Source organism: Spirillospora sp. NPDC047418 (genome assembly GCF_040643275.1).
GTDB lineage: Bacteria > Actinomycetota > Actinomycetes > Streptosporangiales > Streptosporangiaceae > Spirillospora.
In genome coordinates, this window is sequence record NZ_JBEYTW010000017.1 from 86,012 (window position 1) to 109,780 (window position 23,769).

Here is a 23,769-nt window from a genome sequence, read left to right on the forward strand (position 1 = left end):
CGAGAAAGCCTGCCGAGGAACGCATAGGGATATCCCTATTTATGGGATTCGCGGCCGTCAGCGGCCGGCGACGGCGAGGCGCGCGACGTCCACCCGGGAGCGGACGCCGAGCTTGCGGAACGTCCGGGTGAGGGCGGCCTCGACCGTCTTGGTGCTGAGGAAGAGCCGGGCGGCGATCTCCCGGTTGGTGGCGCCCTCGGCGACCAGGACGGCGACCCTGCGCTCGACATCGGACAGCACCCCGAGCGCGTCCCCGCCGGGGGCCGCGCGGACCGGCCCCGCGCGGTCGAGCCGCTGGAGTTCGGCCTCGGTGCGGGCCAGCCAGGGCTTCGCCTCGGCCTTGGCGAAGACGCGGCGGGCGCGCAGCAGGTCGGCGCGGCCGGGCGCCGGATCGTCCAGCCGGGCGCGGAGCATGCCGAGCTCCAGCCAGGCCCGGCCCTCCTCCAGCCGGTAGGGCAGGGCCTGGAGCAGGTCCGCCGCGCGGACCAGGCCCTGCTCGGCGGCGCCGAGATCGCCCTGCGCCGCGCGCACGAGCGCGGCGGAGCGCTCCAGGACGGCGAGCACGCCGCGCCGCCCGAGCCGCGCGGCCCGCGCCCTGGTCTCGGCCACCAGGCCGGCGGCCTCCGCGGTGCGGCCGGCCGCGACGAGGGCGTCGGCGAGGTCGGCGTGCCAGCGGCGCAGCGACGGGTCGCCGAGCCCCTGCCCGGTCTCCAGCGCGCGGACCTGGCCGAGCACCCGCGCCGCCGCGGCCGCGTCGCCGAGCTGCCACCGGACGAGCCCCTCGGCGTGCAGCGCGCGCGGCAGGAACAGCTGGTCGCCGTCGTCGGCGCTGTGCTGGACGGCCTGCTCGGCGGCCGACAGCGCGCGGCCGAGGTCGCCGCCGGCCGCCTCCGCCAGCGCCAGGGCGTACCAGGAGGGGCCCTGGCTCAGCCCGGAGTCCTCGGCCAGGTCCAGGCTCTGCCGGGCCAGGGCGAGCGCCTGCCGGCAGCGGCCCTGGTAGATCTCCACCTGCGTCATGCAGTACAGGCACATGCACAGGCTCTCGACCACGCCGCGCTGGCGGACGCCGTAGATCAGCGCCCGTAACTCGGCGCGGGCCTCGTTCACCCGGTCGTGCATCAGGTGGTGGCGGTGCTTGAGGTAGACGGGGCCGTTGTGGTGCCACATCACCTGCGGCTCCTGCGGGTCGGCCAGCGCCCGGCGCAGCGTCCGCTCGGCGTCCGGGTGGCCGAGGAACAGCTCGATGTTCGCCTGCTTGGACAGGGCGAGCAGCTCCGTCCTGCGGTCCCCCGCGAGGGCGGCCAGCTCGGCGGACCGGCGGGCGTGCACGTGCGCGGCCTGCGCCGAGCCCCGCACCATCCACGCCCGCCAGCTCAGCCGGTAGTGCAGCGGCGCGAGCAGCAGCGGCTCGCCGCGCGCGTCCTCCATCGCCTTGGGGAAGACCTCCTCCACCTCCGCCAGGGCCTGGCCGGAGGAGTCCAGCACCACGATCCAGGCGCGGACCCGCTCCCGCGGCCGCACCGTCATCTCCAGGACGAGCCGGGCGAGCCGCCGCGCCAGCGGGTAGTCGCCCGCCGCCACGGCGTCCTCGGCGGCGCGGAGCCGCCGGCCGACCGCGGTGCCGCGCGCCGCCTCGGGGGTGTGGTCGGCGGCCAGCTCACCGAGATGCGCGGCGGTGGACATGCCGCCGCGGCGGCGCGCCACCGCGGCGGCCCCGTCCAGCGTGTCGGCGATCCGTCGGTCCCGTCCCGACGTCAGCCGGGCCAGGTGCAGGGCACGTTCCACCGGGTCGCGGACCGCCTGGGAGAGCGCCCGGTGCACCGCCTTCCGCTCGGTGGACTCCGCCTCCGCGTAGATGACCGCCGACAGCAGCGGATGGGTGAACCGGATCGCGCCGCCGGCGTCGACCTCGACGATGCCCCGCCGCTCGGCCTCGGCGAGGCCGCCGCGCCCCGTCCTGCGCAGCAGCTCGACCGACGGCCGGCTCGCCGCGCTCGCCACCAGCAGCGCCTCGCGGGTGGCCGGGGACAGGGCCGCGACCCGCGTGCGGATCAGCACCGACAGGCTCGGCGGGATGAGCAGCTCGCCGGTCTGCGGGTTCTCCAGCACGCTGCGCGCCAGCTCCACCGCGAAGAACGGGTTGCCGCCGCTCACCTCGTGGATCCTGGCGAGCTGCGCCCGCGGCCAGGACCGGCCGAACCGGTCGCCCAGCAGGACGCCCAGCTCCGGCACCGACATGGGCGGCACCCGGACGGTCAGCACGGGCTCCGGGCACAGGGCCGCCGCGTCCCGCCGCCGGCCGCCGTCCTCGCCCGGCCCGCCGGGGCCGGGCCCCGGCCGCATGGAGGCGACCATCCGCAGCGGCGGCGCGAGCCGGGCCGCCCGCCGCGCCGTGAACGCGAGCAGCTCCCCGGTCGGGCGGTCCAGCCACTGGGCGTCGTCGATCAGCACCAGGCCGGGGCGGTCGGCGCACAGCGCCCGGAAGGCGTGCAGCACGCCGAGCCGCAGGCACAGCAGGTCGCGCTCCCCGGTCGGGACGTCCTGCAGCAGCAGCGCCGAGCGCAGCGCGTGCCGCTCGGGCCCCGGCAGGCGGTCGATGACCTCGTCGGCGACCTGCGAGATCAGGTCGATGAGGCCGAGGAACGGGAGCTGGTGCTCGGTCTCGGCGGGGCAGCAGGCGAAGATCCGGTAGCCGGCCGCGGCGTGCTCGGCCGCCAGCGTGGCGAACAGGGTGGACTTGCCGATCCCGACGGGGCCGGTCAGCAGGACGCCGCCGCCCGCGGCGAGGTGGTCGCGGACGCCGCCGAGCACGTTCGCCCGGCCGAGCGCCGGAGTGGCGCGGACCCGGACCGGTTGTGTCATCGTGCGGCCTCCGGACGCCAGGCCCCCGAACGACCCCGTGCGGACGGTAAACCTCTCCGCACCCGCCGTCAAGATCCGGCGGCGAGCGCGTGCGCGGCGAGTTCGCCGATGAGGACCGCGGTTGCCGCCGGGCCGCGCAGCGGTGCGGCCGGCAGGATCGAGGTGTCGGCGAGGCGGAGCCCGGCCAGGCCGTGCACGCGGCCCCGCGCGTCGACCGCGCCGGACGGCCCCATCGGCGCGGTGCCGCAGGTGTGCTGGGACGTCCCGATGCGGGCGCGGATCCAGGCGTCGAGGCGGCGGTCGTCGCCGAGCGGCACCGGGTCCGCCAGGCCGCCGCCCACCTCGCCGAAGGCGTCGGCGGCCGTGATCGCCGCGGCCGCCCGGACGGCCTCGCGCATCCGCCGCCGGTCGCCGCCGGTGCGCAGGTAGCCGTAGTCGATCAGGGGCGGGACCTCCGCGTCGGGCGACACCGTGCGCAGCGTGCCGCCCGCCCGCGGGGTCTGCACCGAGACGAGGAACGGCAGCGGCGCCCCGGGAACGTGCGCCGTGCCCGCGACCAGGCCCGCGATCGGCACCAGGGACTGGAGGATCTCCAGATCGCCGGCGTCGCCGCCCGCCGACGAGGACACGTGCAGGGCCCCGCCGAGCCAGGAACCGGACGGCGCCTCCATCGGCCGCCGGGGCGTCCACTCCACGGCGACCTGCGGGTGGTCGCTGAGCCGGGCGCCGACGGCCGGCAGGTCGTGGACGACGGTGATACCGGCGCGCTCCAGGTCGGCCGCCGGGCCGATCCCCGACAGGTGCAGCAGGTGCGGTGTGGCGAGGGAGCCGGCGGAGAGGACGATCTCGCCCGCCTCCAGGACCGTCCGCCGGCCGTCGTGGTCGACGACCACCCCCGAGGCCCGTCCGCCGCCGACGACGACGGACCGCACGGAGCAGTCCCCCACCACGGTGAGATTGGGCCTGCCGGCCGAGGCCCCGAGCAGGTACGCGATGCCGGTGTTGATCCGCCGCCCGTCCACCGTGTTGCACGGGACCGGGCCGAACCCCGGCGGATCCTGGGCGTTCTTGTCCGGTTCGTCCGGATGACCGAGTTCGCGGGCGGCGGCCTGGAACGCCGCGGCGGCCGGATGCCCGAGACCGGTGCGGCGGACCGGGACCGGGCCGTCGCCGCCGTGCTCGGGTCCCGCCCCGTGGTCCAGGTCGGTCTCCAGGCGGCGCAGGAACGGCAGCACCCGCTCGTACGACCAGGCGGGATCGCCCGCGGCGGCCGACCAGCGCGCGAAGTCCGCGCGCCGCGCCCGGACGAAGTAGCCGCCGTTGACCGCCGTCGAGCCCCCGAGGAACCGGCCCCGCACCGCCAGGTAGGGCACGCCGGGCACGAGCCGCGCCGGGTAGGTCCGGACGGCGGGGTGCCCCGGCCGCGCGCCCGGGACGAGCCGCGCGTCGAGCAGGTCGGCGGGGAAACCGGAGGCGTCCCGGGGCACCGGCCCGGCCTCCACCACCAGCACCCGGCAGCCGGGGTCGGCGCTGAGCCGCGCCGCCAGCGCGCACCCGGCCGCGCCCGCGCCGACCACCAGCACATCCGGGCGCCGCCCCGGCAGCGGAGCGCCCCGTCCCGCGGTCCTGCCCATCCGAGCCTCGTTTCGTGTCTCGCGACCCCGGCGAGGCCACTATGCCGCGACGGAACGGCAGGTCACATACTCGACCGGTTCCCGGGGTACGGCGACCGGAGGACGGCCGGCCGACGGGGGGACCATGGACGACGCCCGGGAGGAGGAGCCCGGCAGGCTGACGCTGGAGGTCTTCGACCCGGCGCCGGTGGGGGTCGCCGTGACCAACGGGCCCGACCACCGCATCGGGTACACCAACATCGCCTACCGGGCGAGCTTCGGCGAGCGTCCGCTCGGGCGGCCGATCCGGGAGGCGTTCGGCGAGCTCGTCGAACGCGACTACTTCGACCTGCTCGACCGCGTCCTCGCCACCGGGGAGCCGGTCAACGTCAGCGAGGCGCCGGTCAGCCTGTTCTACCCCGACGTCGACACCGGCCGCGAGGAGCGCTTCTTCTCCTTCAGCCTCACCCGGTTCGACCAGGGCGAGCCCGGGGTGCTGGTGGTCGCCGCCGACGTCACCGAGCAGGTCACCGCGGCCCGGCGCGCCGACGACATGGCCGAGACGCGGCGCCGGGCCCTGCGCAGGTTCCAGAGCCTCGTGCAGATCACCGCCGAGATCGTGTGGGTGACCGGCCCCCGGGGCGGGCCCCTCGAGCCGAGCCCCGGCTGGGAGAGGGTGACCGGGCAGACCTGGGAGGAGTTTCGCGGCAGGGGCTGGATCCGGGCCGTGCACCCGGACGACCGCGAGCCGACCGTCCGGTCGTGGCAGGAGGCGCTGCGGCGGTCCCGCCCCTGGCGGCACCTGTACCGGCTGCGGACCAGGGAGGGCGAGTACCGGCGTTTCGAGGTGAACGCCGCGCCGGTGTACGAGGGCGACGAGGTCGTGGAATGGGTGGGCACCTGCGCCGACGTCGAGGAGCGCTGGCAGCGGCAGCAGCAGCGGGAACTGCTCCGCCGCGCCGCCCTCGCGACCGCCGAGCACCCCGAGCTGCAGGACATGCTCGGCGCGCTGGCGGACGTCCTCGTCCCGGCGCTCGCCGACGGCTGCGCCGTGCACCTGCTGCCCGAGTACGCCGAGCGCCCCGCGACCGCCCCGGTCCTCGTCCGGCGCATCGCCACCGCCGCGCGGCCGGGGCTGGCGAGGAGGATCCCGCCCGGTGAGGAGTGGTTCTCCGCCGACAGCGGGTTCATCCGGGCCGCGCGGGGACGCCGCTCGCAGCGCCGCTCGTTCCCGCCCGGCAAGCCGCCGGCGGATCTGCTGCCCGCCGGCAGCGTGATGTGGATGGCCGAGGCGAAGGCCCACAGCATGGTGCTGATGCCGGTGATCGTGGACGGCGACGTCGCCGCGGTGGTGACCGCGTCGGCCTGCGGCGACCGTCCCCCGATGAGCGATGACGACGTCGCCCTGATGGGGCAGATGTTCGACCACACGCACGACGCGCTGAGCACCGCCATGCGGTACCAGCGCACCCAGCGGGTCGCCCTCGCCCTCCAGCACAGCCTCCTGGTGGAACCGCCCCGCGTCCCCGGCCTCGACATCGTCGCCCGGTACCAGGCCAGCCCGGCCGCCGCGGAGGTGGGCGGCGACTGGTACGACTCGTTCGTCCTCCGCGACGGCGCCCTCGTACTGGCCATCGGGGACGTGGCCGGGCACGACCTCGGCGCCGCCGTCCAGATGGGCCAGCTCCGGAACATGCTGCGGGGGCTGGCGGTCGACCGCGAGGAGCCTCCCGGCGACATCCTGCGCAGGCTGAACATCGCGATGAGCACGCTGTCGCCCGACAGCACGGCGACCTGCGTCCTGGCCCGCGTCGATGAGGCCGGGGAGGGCGGGCGGCTGCTCAACTTCGCGGTGGCGGGCCACCCGCCGCCGCTCCTGGTCACGCCCGACGGCCGCGCACGCCTGCTGGAGCAGGCCGTCAACCCCCTTCTCGGCCTGCTCGTCGACCAGACCTACACCAGCGCCGTGGAGGCCCTGCCGCCCGGCTCGACCCTCCTGCTCTACACCGACGGCCTGGTCGAGCACCCGGGCGAGAACCTGGACGTGGGGCTGGACCGGCTCTGCCGCAAGGGGGCCGAACTCGCCGCCGCGCCCCTGCCGGCCTTCTGCGACGGCCTCCTCACCGGCCTGCCCACCACCGGGACCGACGACATCGCCGTCATCGCCGTCCGCGTCCCGGAGTGACCGCGGCTTTGCACGATTCCCACAACTCTCGGCGCTCAGCGTGCGATGTCTGCGACATGGCGCTACGGCCCGGTAGGCGGAAAGGTGGCACCGTCGGGGCCGCCGTCTCGCGGCATGGTCAACAGGAGGGCTCGGTCGGGTGTTCAGTCGTGTCGCCATCGTCAACCGCGGTGAGGCCGCCATGCGGCTCATCCACGCCGTCCGGGCCCTTTCGGCGGAGACCGGCGCAAGCATCGAGACGGTCGCGCTGCACACCGACGTCGACCGCACCGCCACGTTCGTCCGCGAGGCCGACCTGGCCTACGACCTCGGTCCCGCGTCGGCGCGCCCCTACCTCGACCTGGCGGTGCTGGAGCGCGCGCTGGTCGAGACCGGGGCGGACGCGGCCTGGGTCGGCTGGGGCTTCGTCGCCGAGGACCCGGCGTTCGCCGAGCTGTGCGAGAAGGTCGGCGTCACCTTCGTCGGGCCGAGCGCGGACGCCATGCGCAAGCTCGGCGACAAGATCGGCGCGAAGCTGATCGCCGAGGAGGTCGGCGTGCCGGTGGCGCCGTGGAGCCGCGGCGCGGTCGCGACGCTGGACGAGGCGCTGGCCTCGGCGGCCCGGATCGGCTACCCGCTGATGCTGAAGGCGACCGCGGGCGGCGGCGGGCGCGGCATCCGCGTGGTCACCGACGAGGCCGAGCTGGCCGACGCCTACGAGCGCACCAGCCAGGAGGCCGCGCGGGCGTTCGGCAGCGGTGTCGTGTTCCTGGAGCGCCTGGTCACCGGCGCCCGGCACGTCGAGGTCCAGGTGATCGCGGACGGCCGGGGCACGGCGTGGGCGCTCGGCGTCCGCGACTGCTCGGTGCAGCGGCGCAACCAGAAGGTCATCGAGGAGTCGGCGTCGCCGGTGCTGAGCGCCGAGCAGGCCGCCGAGCTGAAGACCTCGGCCGAGCGGCTCGCCGTCGCGGTCGGCTACCGGGGCGCGGCCACCGTCGAGTTCCTCTACCACCCCGGCGACCGGCTGTTCGCGTTCCTGGAGGTCAACACCCGGCTGCAGGTCGAGCACCCGATCACCGAGTCCACCACCGGGTTCGACCTGGTCCGGGCGCAGCTGCACGTGGCGGCCGGCGGCCGGCTGGAGGGCGCGCCGCCGGTGGAGCGCGGGCACGCCATCGAGGCCCGGCTGAACGCCGAGGACCCCGACCGCGACTTCGCGCCCGCCCCGGGCCGCATCGCCCGGCTGGACCTGCCCGCCGGGCCGGGCGTCCGGGTGGACACCGGCGTCCGCGAGGGCGACACCATCCCCGCCGACTTCGACTCGATGATCGCCAAGATCATCGCCTACGGCCGGGACCGGGACGAGGCGCTCGGCCGGCTGCGCCGCGCGATGGCGCAGACCACCGTGATCATCGAGGGCGGCGCGACGAACAAGAGCTTCGTGCTCGACCTGCTGGACCGGCCCGAGGTGGTCGGCGCGAGCGCCGACACCGGCTGGATCGACCGCGTCCGCGCCGAGGGCGGGCTCGTCTCGCACCGGCACTCCGCCGTCGCGCTCGCCGCCGCCGCGATCGAGGCGTACGAGGACGGCGAGCGCGCCGCGCGGCGGCGGCTGCTGGCGACCGCGTCGGGCGGGCGCCCGCAGGTGCGGCACGAGAGCGGCCGGCCGCTCGACCTCAAGCTGCGCGGCGCCGGGTACCGGGTGCGGGTCGCGCGGGTCGGCGCGCGGCGGTTCCGCGTCGGCATCGAGGCGGGCGCGGACGTCCGCACCGCCGACGTCGAACTCGACCGGCACGACCGGCACAGCGGGCAGATCGTCGTCAACGGCACCCGGTACCGGCTGCTCACCGGCACGCACGGGCCGGTCCACCTGGTCGAGGTGGACGGGGTGACGCACCGGGTCAGCCGGGACGAGGGCGGCGTCGTCCGCTCCCCCGCGCCCGCGCTGGTCGTCGCCACGCCGCTGGAGCCCGGCGCCGAGGTCGAGGCGGGCGCGCCGGTGCTGGTGCTGGAGAGCATGAAGATGGAGACGGTGCTGCGGGCGCCGTTCCGGGCGCGGCTCAAGGAGTGCGTCGTGTCCGTGGGCAGCCAGGTGGAGACCGGCGCGCCGCTGCTGCGGCTGGAGCCGCTCGCCGACGGCGCCGAGGAGGAGACCGCGTCCGCCGGGGCCGTCGAGCTGGACCTGCCCGCCGCGCCCGGCACCGTCCCGGCGGCCGAGCGCGCCGCGCGCGGCCGGGAGGACCTGCGCAGCCTGCTGCTCGGCTTCGACACCGACCCGCACGACGAGCGCCGCGTCCTGGACGACTACCTCGCCGCGCGCCGCGCCGCCGCCGCGCGGGGCCACCGGCCGCTGGCGGCCGAGCTCGCGCTCATCGACGTGTTCGCCGACCTCGCCGAGCTGAGCCGGGACCGGCCGGCGGGCGGCGCGGACGCGGGCGACGGCGGCCACGTGCACAGCGCCCGCGAGTACTTCCACACCTACCTGCAGAGCCTGGACGTCGAGCGGGCCGGGCTGCCCGAGTCCTACCGGGCCGCGCTCGCCAAGGCGCTCGGGCACTACGGCGTCACCGAGCTGGAGCGCTCCCCCGCGCTGGAGGCCGCCGTCTTCCGGATCTTCCTCGCCCAGCAGCGCGCGTCCGCGGACGCCGCGGCGATCACGGCGCTGCTCGGCGCGTGGCTGCGGGAGCCGCCGCCGGCCGAGGCGCTGCGCGAACCCGCCGGCCTCGCGCTGGAGCGGCTGATCGCGGCGGCGCAGGTCCGCTTCCCGGTGGTCTACGACCTCGCCTGCGGCGTGGTGTTCGCCTGGTACGCCCAGCCGCTGCTGCGCCGCAACCGCGCCCGCGTCTACGCCGACGTCCGCCGGCACCTGCGGCTGCTGGACCTCCAGCCGGACGTGCCGGACCGCGCCGAGCGCATCGCCGAGATGGTGCGCAGCACCGAGCCGCTCGTGCGGCTGCTCGGCCAGCGCCTCGACCGCGGCGACCCGGACAACACGGTCATGCTGGAGGTGCTGACCCGGCGGTACTACGGCAACAAGGGGCTGACCGGCGTCCGCACCGGCGAGGCCGGGGGCTGCACGTTCGTCGTCGCCGAGCGCGCGGGCTCCCGCCTGGCCTCCGCCGCGGTGGGCTTCGAGGCGTTCGGCGACGCCCTGCGCGGCCTCGCCGGGCTCGCCGACGGCGAGGACGCTCTCGACGCCGACATCTACCTCTCCTGGGAGAACCAGCCGGAGGACTTCGACGCGATGGCCGCCGCGCTGCACGAGGTCATCGCCGCCCACCCGCTGCCGGACCGGGTCCGCAGGCTCACCGCCACCGTCGCGGGCAGCCGCGGCGCGGTGATGCACCACCACTTCACGTTCCGCCCGTCGGCCGCCGGGATGGCCGAGGAGCGGCTGATCCGGGGCCTGCACCCCTACATCGCGGAGCGGATGCGGCTGGAGCGGCTGCGCAGGTTCGACCTGACCCGGCTGCCGTCCTCGGACGAGGAGGTGTACCTCTTCCAGTGCGTCGCACGGGAGAACCCGTCCGACGACCGCCTCGTGGCGTTCGCGCAGGTGCGCGACCTGACCGGGCTGCGCGACAACGACGGCAACCTGCGCACCCTGCCGACGGCCGAGTTCACCGTCGCCACCTGCCTGGACTCGATCCGCCGGGCGCAGGAGCGGCGACCGTCGAAGAAGCGGCTGCCGACCAACCGGATCGTGATCTACGTCTGGCCGCCGAGCGACCTCACCCGCGCCGAACTGGAGATGCTCGCCCGGCGCATGCTGCCGACGGCCGCGGGCGCCGGGCTGGAGGAGATCGAGTTCATCGCGCGGCGCCGCGACCGGGAGACCGGCGAACTGGCCAAGGTCGCCGTGCGGATCTCCTTCGACGCCGCCGGCGGCACCGCGCTGACCGTCGGCGAGCCGTCCGACGCGCCCGTCGAGCCGGTCGACGGCTACCGGCAGAAGGTGCTGCGCGCCCGCAGCCGCAACACCGTGTACCCGTACGAGCTGACCGGGCTGCTCGGCGACTTCACCGAGCACGACCTGGACGAGGACCACGCGCTCGTCCCGGTCGACCGGCCGAAGGGGCGCAACACCGCGGCGATCGTCGCGGGCGTCGTCAGCACGCCGACCGAGCGGCACCCGCAGGGCGTCACCCGGGTCGTGCTGCTCGGCGACCCGACCAAGGCGCTCGGCGCGCTGTCGGAGCCGGAGTGCCGCCGCGTCGTCGCCGCGCTGGACCTGGCCGAGCGGATGCGGGTGCCGCTGGAGTGGTACGCCCTGTCCGCCGGTGCCCGGATCTCCATGGAGTCCGGCACCGAGAACATGGACTGGGTGGCGGCGGCGCTCAAGCGGATCGTCGAGTTCACCCAGGACGGCGGCGAGATCAACGTCGTGGTGGCGGGCATCAACGTCGGCGCGCAGCCGTACTGGAACGCCGAGGCGACGATGCTCATGCACACCAAGGGCGTCCTCGTCATGACGCCGGAGTCGGCGATGGTGCTCACCGGCAAGCAGTCGCTGGACTTCTCCGGCGGCGTGTCCGCCGAAGACAACTTCGGCATCGGCGGCTACGACCGGGTCATGGGCCCGAACGGGCAGGCGCAGTACTGGGCGCCGAACCTCATGGCGGCCCGCGACGTCCTGATGGCGCACTACGACCACACCTACGTCGCGGCCGGCGAACAGGCGCCGCGCCGCGCCGCCACGTCCGACCCCGCCGACCGCGACGTGTCCGACTTCCCGCACACCGTCGAGGGCAGCGAGTTCACCACCGTCGGCGAGATCTTCTCCGCCGCGGCCAACCCGGACCGTAAGAAGCCGTTCGACATCCGCACCGTGATGCGCGCCCTGTCCGACCAGGACCACCCGGTCCTGGAGCGCTGGGCGGGCATGGCGGACGCGGAGACCGCGGTCGTGCAGGACGTCCACCTCGGCGGCATGCCGGTGTGCCTGCTCGGGATCGAGTCCCGCTCGGTGCCGCGGCGCGGCTTCCCGCCCACCGACGGCCCCGACTCCTACACCGCCGGGACGCTGTTCCCGCAGTCGTCCCGGAAGGCCGCGCGGGCGATCAACGCGGCCAGCGGCAACCGCCCGCTGGTGGTACTGGCGAACCTGTCCGGCTTCGACGGCTCGCCGGAGTCGCTGCGCAAGCTGCAGCTGGAGTACGGCGCCGAGATCGGCCGCGCGATCGTGAACTTCCGCGGCCCCATCGTGTTCTGCGTGATCTCGCGCTACCACGGCGGCGCGTTCGTGGTGTTCTCCAAGGCGCTGAACCCGAACATGACCGTCCTCGCGCTGGAGGGCTCGTTCGCGTCGGTGCTCGGCGGCGCCCCCGCCGCCGCGGTGGTGTTCGCCCGCGACGTGGACGCCCGCACCGCCGCCGACCCGCGCGTCCGCGACCTGGAGTCGCGGGTCGCGGCGGCGACCGGTCCCGACCGCGCCGCCCTGCTCGCCGAGCTGGACGAGCTCCGCTCGTCGGTCCGCGCCGAGAAGGTCGGCGAGGTGGCCACCGAGTTCGACGGCGTGCACGACATCCGGCGCGCGGTCGAGGTCGGCTCCGTCGACGCGGTCATCCCCGCCGCGGAGCTCCGCCCGCGGATCATCGAGGCCGTCGCGTCCCGGCTGCCGTGACGGCCGGGCCCTCGTCCGCCCCGCTCAGGGGAGGACGAGGGCGCCGTCCACGCGGCGGGGAAGGCGCCAGGGGTTCTCGTCGCGCAGGGCCGGCGGGAGGAGGCGCGGCGGGCAGTCCCGGTAGGTGACCGGGCGCAGGAAGCGCGCGACGGCGGCCGTGCCCGTCTCGGCGGTACCGGTCGGACCCGGGTCGAACAGCAGCCGGCCGGCACGGTCGCGGGCCAGGGCGACCAGGCGTGCGGCGAGGCCGGTCTCGTGAGGCTCGCTGTGCAGCGTGACCGTGCGGGTGCCGGGGACGGCGGTGAGGGCCTCGGCCAGGTCGTCCTCGCCGCTGTACTCCAGGACGACGGTCAGTGGGCCGGAGCATTCCTCCAGGAGGAGTTCGGACTGGCCGAGGAGTGAGACCGGTCCCGCCATCAGACAGGCGGTGACCTGGCGGTCGCCGCCCGGCCGTCCGGTCGCGACCGTGCGCAGGCCCGGGATGGCCGCGCGGTCGGCGACGCCTTCGGCGTAGGCGGCGCGGAAGGCGTCGCCGAGGAGCGTCTGCGGGGCGGCGGCGGTGACGAACTCGGCCATCGCCTCGGGGAGGCCGGAGCCCGCGGGGGCGAGGACGAGGCCGGACGCCGCCGCGCCTTCGGCGATCTCCGCCGGCCGGGCCTTCGCCGCGCCGGGCGTGACGACGAGCGGGTCGAGGCCGCCGGTCTCCCCGTAGAACGGGATCGGCTCGGGCCGCGCCGCGGCCAGGTCGTGCAGGTCACGGCCCTCGCGCGCGGAGCCGGTGAAGGCGATCGCCTTCACGCGGGCGTCCTTGACCAGGGCGGTGCCCGCCTCGCGTCCGTGGACCAGCTGGACCACATCCTCGGGGAAGCCCGCGGCGGCGGCGCCCGCGCGGAGCGCGCCGAGGGTGAGGGCGGCGGTCTCCGGGTGGAGTTCGTGTGCCTTGACGACCACCGTGCAGCCGGCCGCCAGGGCGGCGGCGGTGCCGCCGCCCGCGACACCGGACGCGAACGGGAGGTCCGGCGCCGAGAACACCCCGGCGGCGCCGAGCGGGACGTTCATGCGGCGCACGTCGGGTCCCGGCGGCGCGGAGTCGAGGTGGACGTCGAGGAAGAAGCCTTCGCGCAGCACTCCGGCGAACCGGCGGAGCCGCGCGCTCGTGCGGGCGGCCTCGGTGGTCAGCCGCTCCGCGTCCAGGGCCGTCTCGGTGTCGGCCGCCGCGACGAGTGCGTCCACCCGCGCGTCGAGGGCGGCGGCCATCGCGTCCAGCAGCCCGGCGCGCTCGCGGGGCCCGGCCTCGTCGAGGACGGGCAGCAGGTCGGCGGCGCGGCGGCAGACCGCGCCGACCTCCTGCGGGGTGGCCGCCGCGTACGCCCTGCGGGGGCCGCCGGTGCGCGCGTCGACGCTCCAGACCGGCATCGGGGATCTCCAGGTCAGGTCGGCGGGGGCTCGGGCGGCCGGCGGCAGCAGCGGCCCGGCCTCGGCCAGCAGCAGCCGGGCGGCCTCGATCGCGCCCGCCGCGGTGAAGTGGGTGTCGTCGGCGCTGCCGCGCGGGTAGTTGGGGTGCGGGCCGAGCCACAGGAAGAGCTCCCGGGTGGCCTCGGGGCCGAGGTCGCGCCAGTGGCGGGCGCTGGCGGCCTGGAGGTCGACCAGCGGGACGCCCTCCCCGGCGGCCAGCGCCCTCATCGCCGGCGGATACTCGCCGTGGGTCGGGGAACCGTCGGGCGTGCGGCGCTCGACCGAGGTCACCAGCACCGGACGGGCGCCGCGCGACCGGGCGCCCTCGACGTAGCGCCGGAGGCAGGACGTGTAGGCGCCGTAGGGGGCGCCGAACCTCGCCTGGTCGTGCCTGCCGTCGTTGTGGCCGAAGCAGATCAGCAGCACGTCGTCCGGGCCTATCTCGGCCATGATCCGGTCGTACATGCCGAGCTGCTCGATCGAACTGCGGGCGCTCGCGCCCGGATAGGCGGCGTTGACGACCGGGACGTCCAGGAACGCGGCCAGGGCCTGCCCCCAGCCCGCCTGCGGCGCCTGGCCGGACGGGTAGTCGGCGGCGGTCGAGTCGCCCGCGACGAAGATCCTCACGGGGTCGTCTCCCCGGCGGCGAGGTCGCGGGCCGCGTCGGGAGTGAGGCGCCCGTCGGCGACCACCACGGTGATCGCCCGGTCCAGCCGGTCCGGGACGGTCAGCGGCTCGTCCCAGGCCAGCGCGGGGCCCACGCCCGGGTATTCGGCGACCCTGACGAACCACGGGTCGAGCCCGGTCGTCTGGACGAACAGCAGGCTCCACGCGTCCGAGGTCAGCGCCAGCCACGGCGTGACGCTGCCGTGCACGGCCTCCTCCCCCGACGCCTCGGCGGTGAAGACGGCCAGGCCGGCGGAGTCCTTGGGCGCGCGCCAGAAGAACCCGCCGTACCCCGCGCCCGTCCGGCCCTTGCAGGCGGAGCTCCGCAGGACGAGCGGCCTCCCCGTGCGGCCGGTCAGCGTGAACGCGAAGTCCAGCACCCACGCGCCCGCGACGGGACGCGCGGTCAGGGTGCGCTCCTCGCCGGCCAGGACGGTGCCGTCCGGGCCGACCCAGTCGAGGGACTCCGCGTAGCCGCCGCCGACCGGGCGGAGCGTGCGCCGCCGCTGCCGCCCGTGGTTCGGGAGGATCTTCGGGCCCTCGCCGCGGACGTAGGTGGAGCCGCCCCAGAAGTTGGCGCCGTCCACGTCGGAGATCGCGACGCTCACCCCGAAGTGGTGGACGTGGTCGTCCGGCTGGGTCTCGGTGACGGCCGTCCCGCCGAGCGTCCGGACGGGGTGCAGGTGGGGCCGCGGGGCATCGGTGGCCTGCAGGTCACCGCGCTGGATGTAGGAGGCGACCTCCCGCCCGGCCACCCGCAGCACCGTCTCCGGCCACGGCCTCCCGGCCGAGCCGAGGCTGCCGGGGAAGCCCAGTTCGGAGAGGGTCGCGAGGTCGTCCGCCGCGCGGACGACCAGGCCCTCGATGCCGGGCAGCACCAGCCGGGACGGCTCCGCCCGCACGAACCGCCCCTCGATCGGACGCGGTCCGGGGGCGCGCCGGATCGCGTCGAGCAGCCGGGTGAAGCCGCCCGTGCGGGCGAGCGGCACCAGCAGGTCCGCGCCGTCGCGGATGTGCGCGAGGAGGTTGCCGAGCAGGTCCGTCCGGGCGAAGCCGGTCCTGACCCCGCCGGCCTCGATCTCGTCGAGGGTGTAGAACAGCCGGGCCGAGCGGGACTCGCCGTGCAGGTGCAGGTAGGGCTCGGTGCGCCGGTCCGAGCAGAGCGAGACGGTGATCGCGACGACCGTCCCGCCGGCGAGCCGGAGCCGCGCGCTGGAGGTGTCGTCGGACTCGATCGCGTTGGCGCGGTACAGCTCCAGCTCGATGCCGTCGACCGAGTCGACGGTATCGGCGCCGGCGACGGCCAGGGCGGACGCCACCGCGTGGGCGAACGGGTTGGTGAGGGCCCCGTCCATGACGTCGACGCCGTCCAGCCGGCGGTGGCCCGCCCAGGCCGAGCGGGTGTAGTAGGCGAGCGGGCGGGTCCACGACCCGGCCACCCCGATGGCGCGGACCGGCTCGCCGAGCACGTCCCGCGCGGCGGCGATCGCGTCCGAGCCGAGCGACTGGAAGCCGATCTGGCAGGCAAGGCCCGTCTCGGCGACCGCCGCGGAGATCGTCTCGAACTCCGCCACCGACGGCGCGGGCGGCTTCTCCAGCAGCACGTGCGCCCCGGCCCGCAGCGCGGCCGCGGCCAGCGGCGCGTGCGTGTGGATCGGGGTGGCGATCACCGCGACCTCGGCCCCGGTCCGCCCGATCAGCGCGGCCAGATCCGCCGAGACGGGCACGTCCAGCCCGGCCGGCGGCCGGACGTCGCACACCCCCGCCAGCTCGGCCCGGCCCGCCGCCGCCAGCCGCCGGACGTTCTGCAGATGGTGGCGCCCGTAGCCGTTGACCCCGGCGACGACGACCTTCACCGGCCCCATCACGCCCGCCCCTTCGACCAGCGCGTCGGCGCGCCCGTCGCGCGCAGCGCGCTACCGGTGATCTCCACCGGGGACGGGTCGGCGAGCAGCCCGAGGTCGGTGAGCGTGGCGTCCTCCGGGACCTCCACCATCGCCGGATGGTGCAGGGCGAGGGCGAGCTGGCCCGACAGCTCGGTCATCAGGTGCGGGTGCACCGGCACGCCGAACACCCGGGCGAGCTCGGCGATGCGCAGGAACGGGGTGATCCCGCCGACCCGCACCACGTTCGGCTGGACGACGTCGCAGGCCCCGGCGGTCAGCAGGTCGCGGAACCCGTGCGCGGTGGCGATGTTCTCACCGACGGCGATCGGCGTGCCGGTGCTCCGCCGCAGCTCCACGTGCGCCGCGAGGTCGTCGGCGGGCAGCGGCTCCTCGACCCAGTGCAGGTCGAACCGCTCCAGCGCCCGCAGCGCGGTCCTGGCCCGGTGCAGGTCCCACAGCTGGTTGGCGTCGACCATCAGCGCGGTGTCCGGGCCGACGACCTCCCGGACGGCGGCGACGCGCGCGACGTCCTCGGCGAGCGAGGGCCGCCCGACCTTGATCTTGACGGCGGGGTATCCGGCGGCGGCCCAGCGCCCGGCCTGCGCGGTCAGCTCGTCCAGCGGGTAGTGCCGGTTGATCCCGCTGCCGTACACCGGGACGCTGTCGCGGCGCGCCCCGAGGACCTCCACCAGGGAGCGGCCGCCGCACTCCAGGTCCCACAGCGCGAGATCGACCCCGGCCATCGCGATCGGGACGATCCCGGACCGTCCCGCCTCGCCGAGATGGGCCGACAGCCGGTCCCACACGACGCCGGCGTGCGCCGGAAGCCCGATCACCGCGTCGCGGATGTCGTGCTCCAGCAGCGCCTGGACCGCGTGCGCGCCGATCTGGGGAGTCCAGGAGAGCCCGGTCCCCGAGCGTCCGTCGTCCAGCGTGAGCGTGACGAGCAGGACGTGGTTGCGGGGCACGTCCGCGCCCCAGGGCCGGGCCAGCGGCACCGACCGCGGCTCGACCGACAGATCCTTGATCACGCCGGGGTCCCTTCAGGCGAGTTCGGTGCGCCAGCTGCGCTTGGCGGTCCAGCCGAGCAGCCGCTCGGCCTTGGCGGAGGAGAACGCGGGGGCCGTGCCGGTGAGCGCGGCGGCGGCCTCCCGCGTCGCGGGGAAGAAGCGGGGCAGCAGCTCGGCCAGCGGTTCGGCGGCCAGCGCGTCGCCGGCGCCGGCGAAGAACACCTCGCCGTTGCGCTCCAGCCCCGGCAGCTGGGCGAGCAGGGCGCCGATGAACTCGCCGGCGTCCCGGGCGTCGAGGTAGTTGAACAGCGACACGCTGCCGATCTCGGGCCGGTCCAGCCGCTCGCGGAGGGTGTGCCCGGACTGCGTCGGGGCGCCCTCCCACTCCTCGGGCGCGATGACGAAGCAGGGGCGGAACGCGGCCATCCTCGTGGCGGCCGCCGAGCGGGCGAACGTCTCCATGGTCTGCTCGGCGACCAGCTTCGACAGGCTGTAGACGTTCCACGGCCGCGGCGGATGCTCCTCGTCCAGCGGCAGGTAGTCGGGCGTCCAGCCGCCCGGCGCGCCGTAGCCCATCACCGTCGGGCTGCTCGCGACGACCAGTTCCGGCACCTCCAGCGCCACCGAGGCCGCGCAGACGTTGAACGCCAGCTGGGTGTTGACGCGGAACGTCGTCGCGTCCGTCCGGCCGAAGGGCACCGCGATGGCGGCCAGGTGGACCACCGCGTCCGGCCGGAACCGGGTGATCACCGAATGGGCCTCGCCCAGATCGGTGAGGTCGGCGGGCAGCTCCGCGGCGGCCTCGGCGGGCGTGCCGGGGGCGCTGTCGACGCCGATCACCTCGTGTCCGGCCGCCGCCAGCGTGGTGACGACGCTGCGGCCCAGCCGGCCCGCGCTTCCGGTGACGAGCACTCTGCTCACCGCATGGACTCCTCAGCTCGCTGCAACCAGTTGCAGTAACCATCGCGCCCACATCACTCGCACGTCAAGTGAATGGCGTGCGACCAGCAGAAACAGTGAGAGCGATCATTACGAACGTGCAAACGGTTGCGTTAAGGTAGGCGCCATGGCAGTGACTATCCGGGACGTGGCGCACGCGTGCGGCGTGCACGTCTCGACGGTTTCGCGAACCTTCTCCGCGCCGCACATGGTGAACGCGCAAACGCGGACCCGGGTGCTGGCGGTGGCCGAGCGGCTCGGCTACCGGCCCAACCGGGCGGCCCGCTCGCTCACCACGGGCCGGACGAACAACCTCGGGCTGATCGTGGCCGACCTCGCGAACCCGTTCTTCCCGCCGCTGATCAAGGCCGCGCAGGCCGCCGCCCGCGCCCAGGACTACCACCTGTTCGTCGCCGATACCGACGAGGACCCGGCCAAGGAGGAGGAGCTGGTCCTCGCCTTCTCCAAGCAGGTCGACGGCATCGTGCTGTGCAGCCCCCGCTCCTCGAACAAGGCGCTGGAGAAGCTGGTCGAGACGATCCCGTTCGTCCTGGTCAACCGGCGGCTGCGCGGGGTGACGACCGTCGTCATGGACGTCGCCCGCGGCGCCCGCACCGCGATGGAGCACCTCGCCGGGCTCGGCCACCGGCGCGTCGCGCTCGTCTCGGGCCCGGCCGGCTCCTGGACCAGCGGCGAGATCCGCAGGGCCGTCGCCGACGTGCCCGGCCTCGAAACGGTCGTCATCGGCCCGAACGCGCCCACCGAGGAGGGCGGCCTCGGCATCGCCGCCGAGGTCGCGGCGGCCGGGGTGACCGGCGTGCTCGCCTACAACGACCTCGTCGCCATCGGCCTCATCGAGGGCCTGGACGAGCTGGGCGTCGGCGTCCCCGGCGACATCAGCGTGATCGGCATCGACGGCAGCATCACCGGGCGCCTGTACCGGCCCAAGCTCACCACGGTCGCCATGCCCACGGCCGACGCCGGGCGCATGGCCGTCGACCTGCTCATCACGTCGATGAGCGCGGCCACCGTCCTGGAAACGCATCTGGTGGTCCGCGAGTCCACCGCTCCCCCGAAAGGACTCCCATGACAAGTCCCGACATCAACGACACCGCCTTCGGTGTCACCCCCGACGGCGAGAAGGTCGAACGCCACGTCCTCGACAACGGGCGGCTGCGCGTCGCGGTCCTGACCTACGGCGCGACCGTCCAGCGGCTGGAGGTGGCCGACGGCACCGACGTCGTCCTCGGCCTCGGCACGCTGGAGGACTACCTGCGGCGCAGCCGGTACTTCGGCGCGGTCGTCGGCCGCTACGGCAACCGCATCGCCCGCGGCAGGTTCACCCTCGACGGCACCGAGTACCGGCTGCCGGTCAACGACGGCGGGCACAGCCTGCACGGCGGCGTCCGCGGCTTCGACAAGCGGGTGTGGCGGGTCGAGTCGGCGGCGCCGGCGGACCTGCTGCTCGGCCTGGTGAGCCCGGACGGCGAGGAGGGCTACCCCGGAGAGCTGACGGTCCAGGTCCGGTACGTCCTGGACGGCGACACGCTGCAGCTGGAGTACCGGGCCACGACCGACGCGCCCACCGTCGTCAACCTGACGAACCACTCCTACTTCAACCTGGCGGGCGGCGGCGACGTGCGCGGGCACGTGGTGACGCTGGAGGCCGACCGCTACCTCCCGGTGGACGAGGGAAAGATCCCCACGGGCGAACTGGCGCCGGTGGCCGGGACGCCGTTCGACTTCACCGCCCCCAGCCGGGTCGACGCGCGGCTCGGCGGCCGCTACGACCACTGCTACGTCCTCCAGGGGCGGGCGACCGTCACCGATCCGGGCAGCGGGCGCTCGATGGAGGTCACCACCACCGAACCGGGCGTGCAGTTCTACACCGGCCACATGCTGGGCGGCGGCGGCAGCCCGTACGGCCCGTTCGCGGGCCTGTGCCTGGAGACGCAGCACTTCCCCGACGCACCGAACCGGCCGGGGTTCCCGTCCGCCGTCCTGCGGCCCGGCGAGGAGCTCGTCTCGACCACCGGCTACCGGTTCGGTACGGCATGACCGACTGCAAACGGTTGTAGTAACAAGCAGACGGGGACGGAGATCGTTAGGCGACGCTCCGTCCCCGACTTCTGCGCTGACCTCGGCTTATACGAAAACGCCTGGTGAGCGGCAGTGAGGTATCTCACTGCAAAGGGTTGACGTCATCTCCGGCTTCGCGCTAAGAAAGCGCTATCTCAACCACCTCCGACTCATCGAAGGGCCAGTGATGACGCTGAGGCCCGCCGCGGCCGAGACGGCGACGGGGACGGCCGGACCGACGGTCGCGCCCCCCGCGAAGACGCCCGCACGACGCCGCCTCCACCACCGCCCGGGACACCGCAAGAGTTCCCGCGCCCGCTCACAGGCCTGGGCCGCCTACCTGTTCCTGGCCCCCTGGTTCATCGGACTGTTCGTCATCACGCTCGGCCCGATGATCGCCTCGCTGTACCTGTCGTTCACCGACTACAGCCTGCTCGCCCCGGCCCACTGGGTCGGCACGGACAACTACGACAAGCTGTTCACGGCCGACAACCGGTACATGAACTCGCTCAAGGTCACGACCACCTACGTCTTCGTCTCCGTCCCGCTCCAGCTGGCCTTCGCCCTCGGGCTGGCGCTGGCGCTGGACAAGGGGCTGCGCGGGCTGTCGTTCTACCGGTCGATCTTCTACCTGCCGTCACTGCTCGGCGGCAGCGTGGCGATCTCGATCCTGTGGCGGAAGATCTTCGGGGTCGACGGGATCGTCAACACGTTCCTGGGCTGGTTCGGCTACGAGGGCCAGGGGTGGGTGACGAGCCCGGACACGGCGCTGTGGACGCTGATCATCCTGCACGTCTGGACGTTCGGCGCCCCGATGGTCATCTTCCTGGCCGGGCTGCGGCAGATCCCGCAGAACCTCTACGAGGCGGCCCGGGTCGACGGCGCCGGCCGGCTCCGGCAGTTCCGCTCGATCACGCTGCCGCTGCTCACGCCGATCATCTTCTTCAACGCCGTGCTGGAGGTCATCAAGTCGTTCCAGTCGTTCACGCAGTCCTTCGTGGTCAGCGGCGGCAACGGCGGACCGGTCGACTCGACGCTCTTCTACACGCTCTACCTCTACATCAAGGGCTTCAAGAACTACGAGATGGGATACGCGGCCGCCATGGCGTGGGTGCTGCTCCTCATCATCGGGGCCCTGACCGCCGTCAACTTCCTCATGTCTCGATTCTGGGTCTTCTATGGCGACGACAACTAGGCGCCCGGCGAACAGGCGGACCCCGGTCCTGTTCCGGCCCGCCTCCCGGCTGACCAAGCACGTGCTGCTGATCGCGTTCGGGCTGTTCATGCTCTATCCGCTGCTCTGGATGATCTCCAGCTCGGTGAAGCCCGAGGACGTGATCTTCCGCGAGCCGGGCCTGATCCCCGGCGAGGTGACCGGCCAGAACTACGCCGACGGCTGGGGCGCGCTCAAGCACTCGTTCGGCTACTACCTGTGGAACTCGGCGGTCATCACCTCCCTCGCGGTCGTCGGCAACCTGCTCGCCTGCTCGCTGGCGGCCTACGCGTTCGCCCGGCTGGAGTTCCCGCTCAAGAAGCTCTGGTTCGCGATCATGCTGGTCTCGATCATGCTGCCGCACCATGTCACGGTCGTGCCGCAGTACATCGCGTTCAGCAAGATCGACTGGATCAACACGATCTGGCCGATCGTCGTGCCCAAGTTCCTCGCCACCGACGCGTTCTTCATCTTCCTGATGGTGCAGTTCATCCGCACCCTCCCCCGGGAACTGGACGAGGCGGCGGCGATCGACGGAGCCGGGCACCTGCGCACGTTCCTGCAGGTGGTGATGCCGCTGTGCGTCCCCGCGCTCGCCACCACGGCGATCTTCACCTTCATCTGGACGTGGAACGACTTTTTCACCCAGAACCTCTACCTGACCAACTCCGACAACCTCACGGCTCCGGTCGCGCTGCGCCAGTTCCTGGACTCCAGCGGCGACTCCTCCTGGGGGCCGATGTTCGCGATGTCGATCATCTCGCTCGGCCCGATCTTCGGCTTCTTCCTGGCCGGCCAGAAATACCTCGTCCGAGGAATGGCCACCACCGGCCTCAAATAGCCCCTGCAACCTTTCCTTCCCCCCGGAGGTACCACAGAAATGAAGCGCATCCTGGCGGCCGCCGCCGTCACCGCGATCGCCCTGTCGGCGACCGCCTGCGGCAGCGGCGACGACGATTCCGGCGGCAAGACCAAAATCGTCTTCTCCTACTGGGGAAGCGACTCCCGGCAGAAGCTGACCGAGTCGGCCATCGCCGCGTTCGAGCAGAAGAACCCCACGATCGACGTCGAGGGCGACTTCTCCGACTGGGACAGCTACTACGAGAAGCTGGCCACCAAGACCGCGGCCGGCGACGCCCCGGACGTCATGTCGATCGAGATCCGGGGCCTCGCGGAGTACGCCGGGCGCGGCGTCCTCGCCGAGTTGAACGGCAAGGTGGACACCGCCGGGCTCGACCAGGGCGTCCTCAAGGCCGGGCAGGTCGGCGGGAAGCAGTACGCGATCCCCACCGGCGTCAACGCGTTCCCGATGATCGTCAACAAGAAGACGCTGGAGAAGTACGGCGAGAAGGCCCCCGACGACAAGACCTGGACCTGGGACGACTACATCGCGATGTCCCAGAAGGTGACCGAGAAGAGCGGCGGCGACGTCTGGGGCACCGAGTACAACGAGAACCCGGCGTTCCTGCAGATCTTCGCCGCCCAGCGCGGCGAGCAGTACTACGCCGACGGCAAGGTCGCCCTGTCGGAGCAGACCATCAAGGACTGGTGGGCGCTGATCAAGAAGATCATCGACACCAAGGCCGGTCCCGGCGCCGACGAGATGCTGGAGACCGGCACCAAGCCCGACCAGGCGCTGGTCGCCACCAACAAGAGCGCGTTCGGCAGCTGGTGGAGCAACCAGCTGGACACCCTGACCAAGGGGTCCGGCCAGGAGCTGGACCTGCTGCGCATGCCGAAGGCGCCGGGCGCCACCACGTCCGGGATGTTCCTGCAGCCGGCGATGTACTACACGATCTCGTCCAAGTCCGAGGAGTCCGCCGCCGCCGGGAAGTTCGTCGACTTCCTGGTGAACGACCCGGACGCCGGCGCGATCCTGCTGAGCGACCGCGGCCTGCCCACCAACGCGAAGGTCGTCACGGCGATCAAGGGCAAGCTGTCCCCGGCCGACCAGAAGGTGCTGGCCTTCATGGACGCGATCAAGGGCGACCTCAGCCCGATCTCCATCCCGCCGAAGGGCGCGATGGAGATGGAGGACATCCTCAAGCGCGCCACCGACTCGGTGCTGTTCGGCAAGGCGTCGCCGGACCAGGCGGCCAAGACCTTCCTGTCCGAGGCCGACAGCGCCCTGTCCCAGTAGGGCCCCGTCCCGATGACGAGCCGTGGGGGCCCGGGACAGGGCGGGGCGCCCGGCGCCCCCCCCCCCCCCAGGAGGTGCGCCCCCAGCGAAAAGCCGTCGTAGGGGGGGGGCCCCGGGCG

At 74.2% G+C, this 23,769-nt stretch carries 13 protein-coding genes; 7 read left to right on the top strand and 6 right to left on the bottom strand.

Going from position 1 to position 23,769, the window contains the following annotated elements; genetic code table 11:
* Positions 1-57: 57 nt before the first annotated feature.
* Positions 58-2,862, bottom strand: a complete 2,805-nt coding sequence (locus ABZ806_RS13935) for an AAA family ATPase (protein ID WP_500217485.1) — start codon at positions 2,860-2,862, stop codon at positions 58-60.
* 68 nt (positions 2,863-2,930) lie between these two features.
* Complete coding sequence (mftG, locus tag ABZ806_RS13940; RefSeq protein ID WP_500217487.1) at positions 2,931-4,496, bottom strand: mycofactocin dehydrogenase MftG; 1,566 nt, start codon at positions 4,494-4,496, stop codon at positions 2,931-2,933.
* 124 nt (positions 4,497-4,620) lie between these two features.
* On the opposite strand from mftG, the gene ABZ806_RS13945 reads away from it, so the two are divergent.
* Together ABZ806_RS13945 and ABZ806_RS13950 are read left to right on the top strand one after the other, a co-directional pair.
* Positions 4,621-6,660, top strand: a complete 2,040-nt coding sequence (locus ABZ806_RS13945) for a SpoIIE family protein phosphatase (protein WP_500217489.1) — start codon at positions 4,621-4,623, stop codon at positions 6,658-6,660.
* A 139-nt stretch (positions 6,661-6,799) separates the two neighbouring features.
* The gene (locus ABZ806_RS13950; protein ID WP_500217491.1) at positions 6,800-12,262 is read left to right on the top strand and encodes an ATP-binding protein; all 5,463 of its coding nucleotides are present in this window, start codon (positions 6,800-6,802) and stop codon (positions 12,260-12,262) included.
* 24 nt (positions 12,263-12,286) lie between these two features.
* Here ABZ806_RS13950 and ABZ806_RS13955 read toward each other — a convergent pair whose 3' ends face one another.
* Genes ABZ806_RS13955 through ABZ806_RS13970 form a run of 4 tightly spaced genes read right to left on the bottom strand, consistent with a single transcriptional unit; the run spans position 12,287 to position 18,200 of the window.
* Positions 12,287-14,344 carry an aldehyde dehydrogenase family protein gene (locus ABZ806_RS13955; protein ID WP_500217493.1) on the bottom strand — a complete coding sequence of 686 codons (2,058 nt, stop codon included), beginning with the start codon at positions 14,342-14,344 and terminating at the stop codon, positions 12,287-12,289.
* Entirely contained in the window at positions 14,341-16,248 is a 1,908-nt protein-coding gene (locus ABZ806_RS13960) for a DUF6807 family protein (RefSeq protein WP_500217542.1), read from the bottom strand. Before ABZ806_RS13960 ends, ABZ806_RS13955 begins: the two co-directional genes overlap by 4 nt.
* On the bottom strand, positions 16,248-17,300 hold the full coding sequence (locus ABZ806_RS13965) for a mandelate racemase/muconate lactonizing enzyme family protein (protein ID WP_500217494.1): 1,053 nt from the start codon (positions 17,298-17,300) through the stop codon (positions 16,248-16,250). The genes ABZ806_RS13960 and ABZ806_RS13965 overlap by 1 nt, the downstream gene beginning before the upstream one ends.
* Positions 17,301-17,312: 12 nt before the next feature.
* Positions 17,313-18,200: an NAD-dependent epimerase/dehydratase family protein gene (locus tag ABZ806_RS13970; protein WP_500217496.1), complete on the bottom strand. Its 888-nt coding sequence runs from the start codon at positions 18,198-18,200 to the stop codon at positions 17,313-17,315.
* A 145-nt stretch (positions 18,201-18,345) separates the two neighbouring features.
* Here ABZ806_RS13970 and ABZ806_RS13975 point away from each other — a divergent pair, with 145 nt between their 5' ends.
* From ABZ806_RS13975 to ABZ806_RS13995, 5 genes are all read left to right on the top strand, one after another.
* Entirely contained in the window at positions 18,346-19,308 is a 963-nt protein-coding gene (locus ABZ806_RS13975) for a LacI family DNA-binding transcriptional regulator (RefSeq protein WP_500217498.1), read from the top strand.
* Positions 19,305-20,276: an aldose epimerase family protein gene (locus ABZ806_RS13980; protein ID WP_500217501.1), complete on the top strand. Its 972-nt coding sequence runs from the start codon at positions 19,305-19,307 to the stop codon at positions 20,274-20,276. The genes ABZ806_RS13975 and ABZ806_RS13980 overlap by 4 nt, the downstream gene beginning before the upstream one ends.
* 208 nt (positions 20,277-20,484) lie before the next feature.
* Positions 20,485-21,492 carry a carbohydrate ABC transporter permease gene (locus ABZ806_RS13985; RefSeq protein ID WP_500217503.1) on the top strand — a complete coding sequence of 336 codons (1,008 nt, stop codon included), beginning with the start codon at positions 20,485-20,487 and terminating at the stop codon, positions 21,490-21,492.
* A complete protein-coding gene (locus tag ABZ806_RS13990) occupies positions 21,476-22,351 on the top strand; it encodes a carbohydrate ABC transporter permease (protein WP_500217506.1) in 876 nt (291 codons plus the stop codon). The genes ABZ806_RS13985 and ABZ806_RS13990 overlap by 17 nt, the downstream gene beginning before the upstream one ends.
* A gap of 39 nt (positions 22,352-22,390) precedes the next feature.
* Positions 22,391-23,650, top strand: a complete 1,260-nt coding sequence (locus tag ABZ806_RS13995) for an ABC transporter substrate-binding protein (RefSeq protein WP_500217509.1) — start codon at positions 22,391-22,393, stop codon at positions 23,648-23,650.
* Positions 23,651-23,769 lie beyond the last annotated feature (119 nt).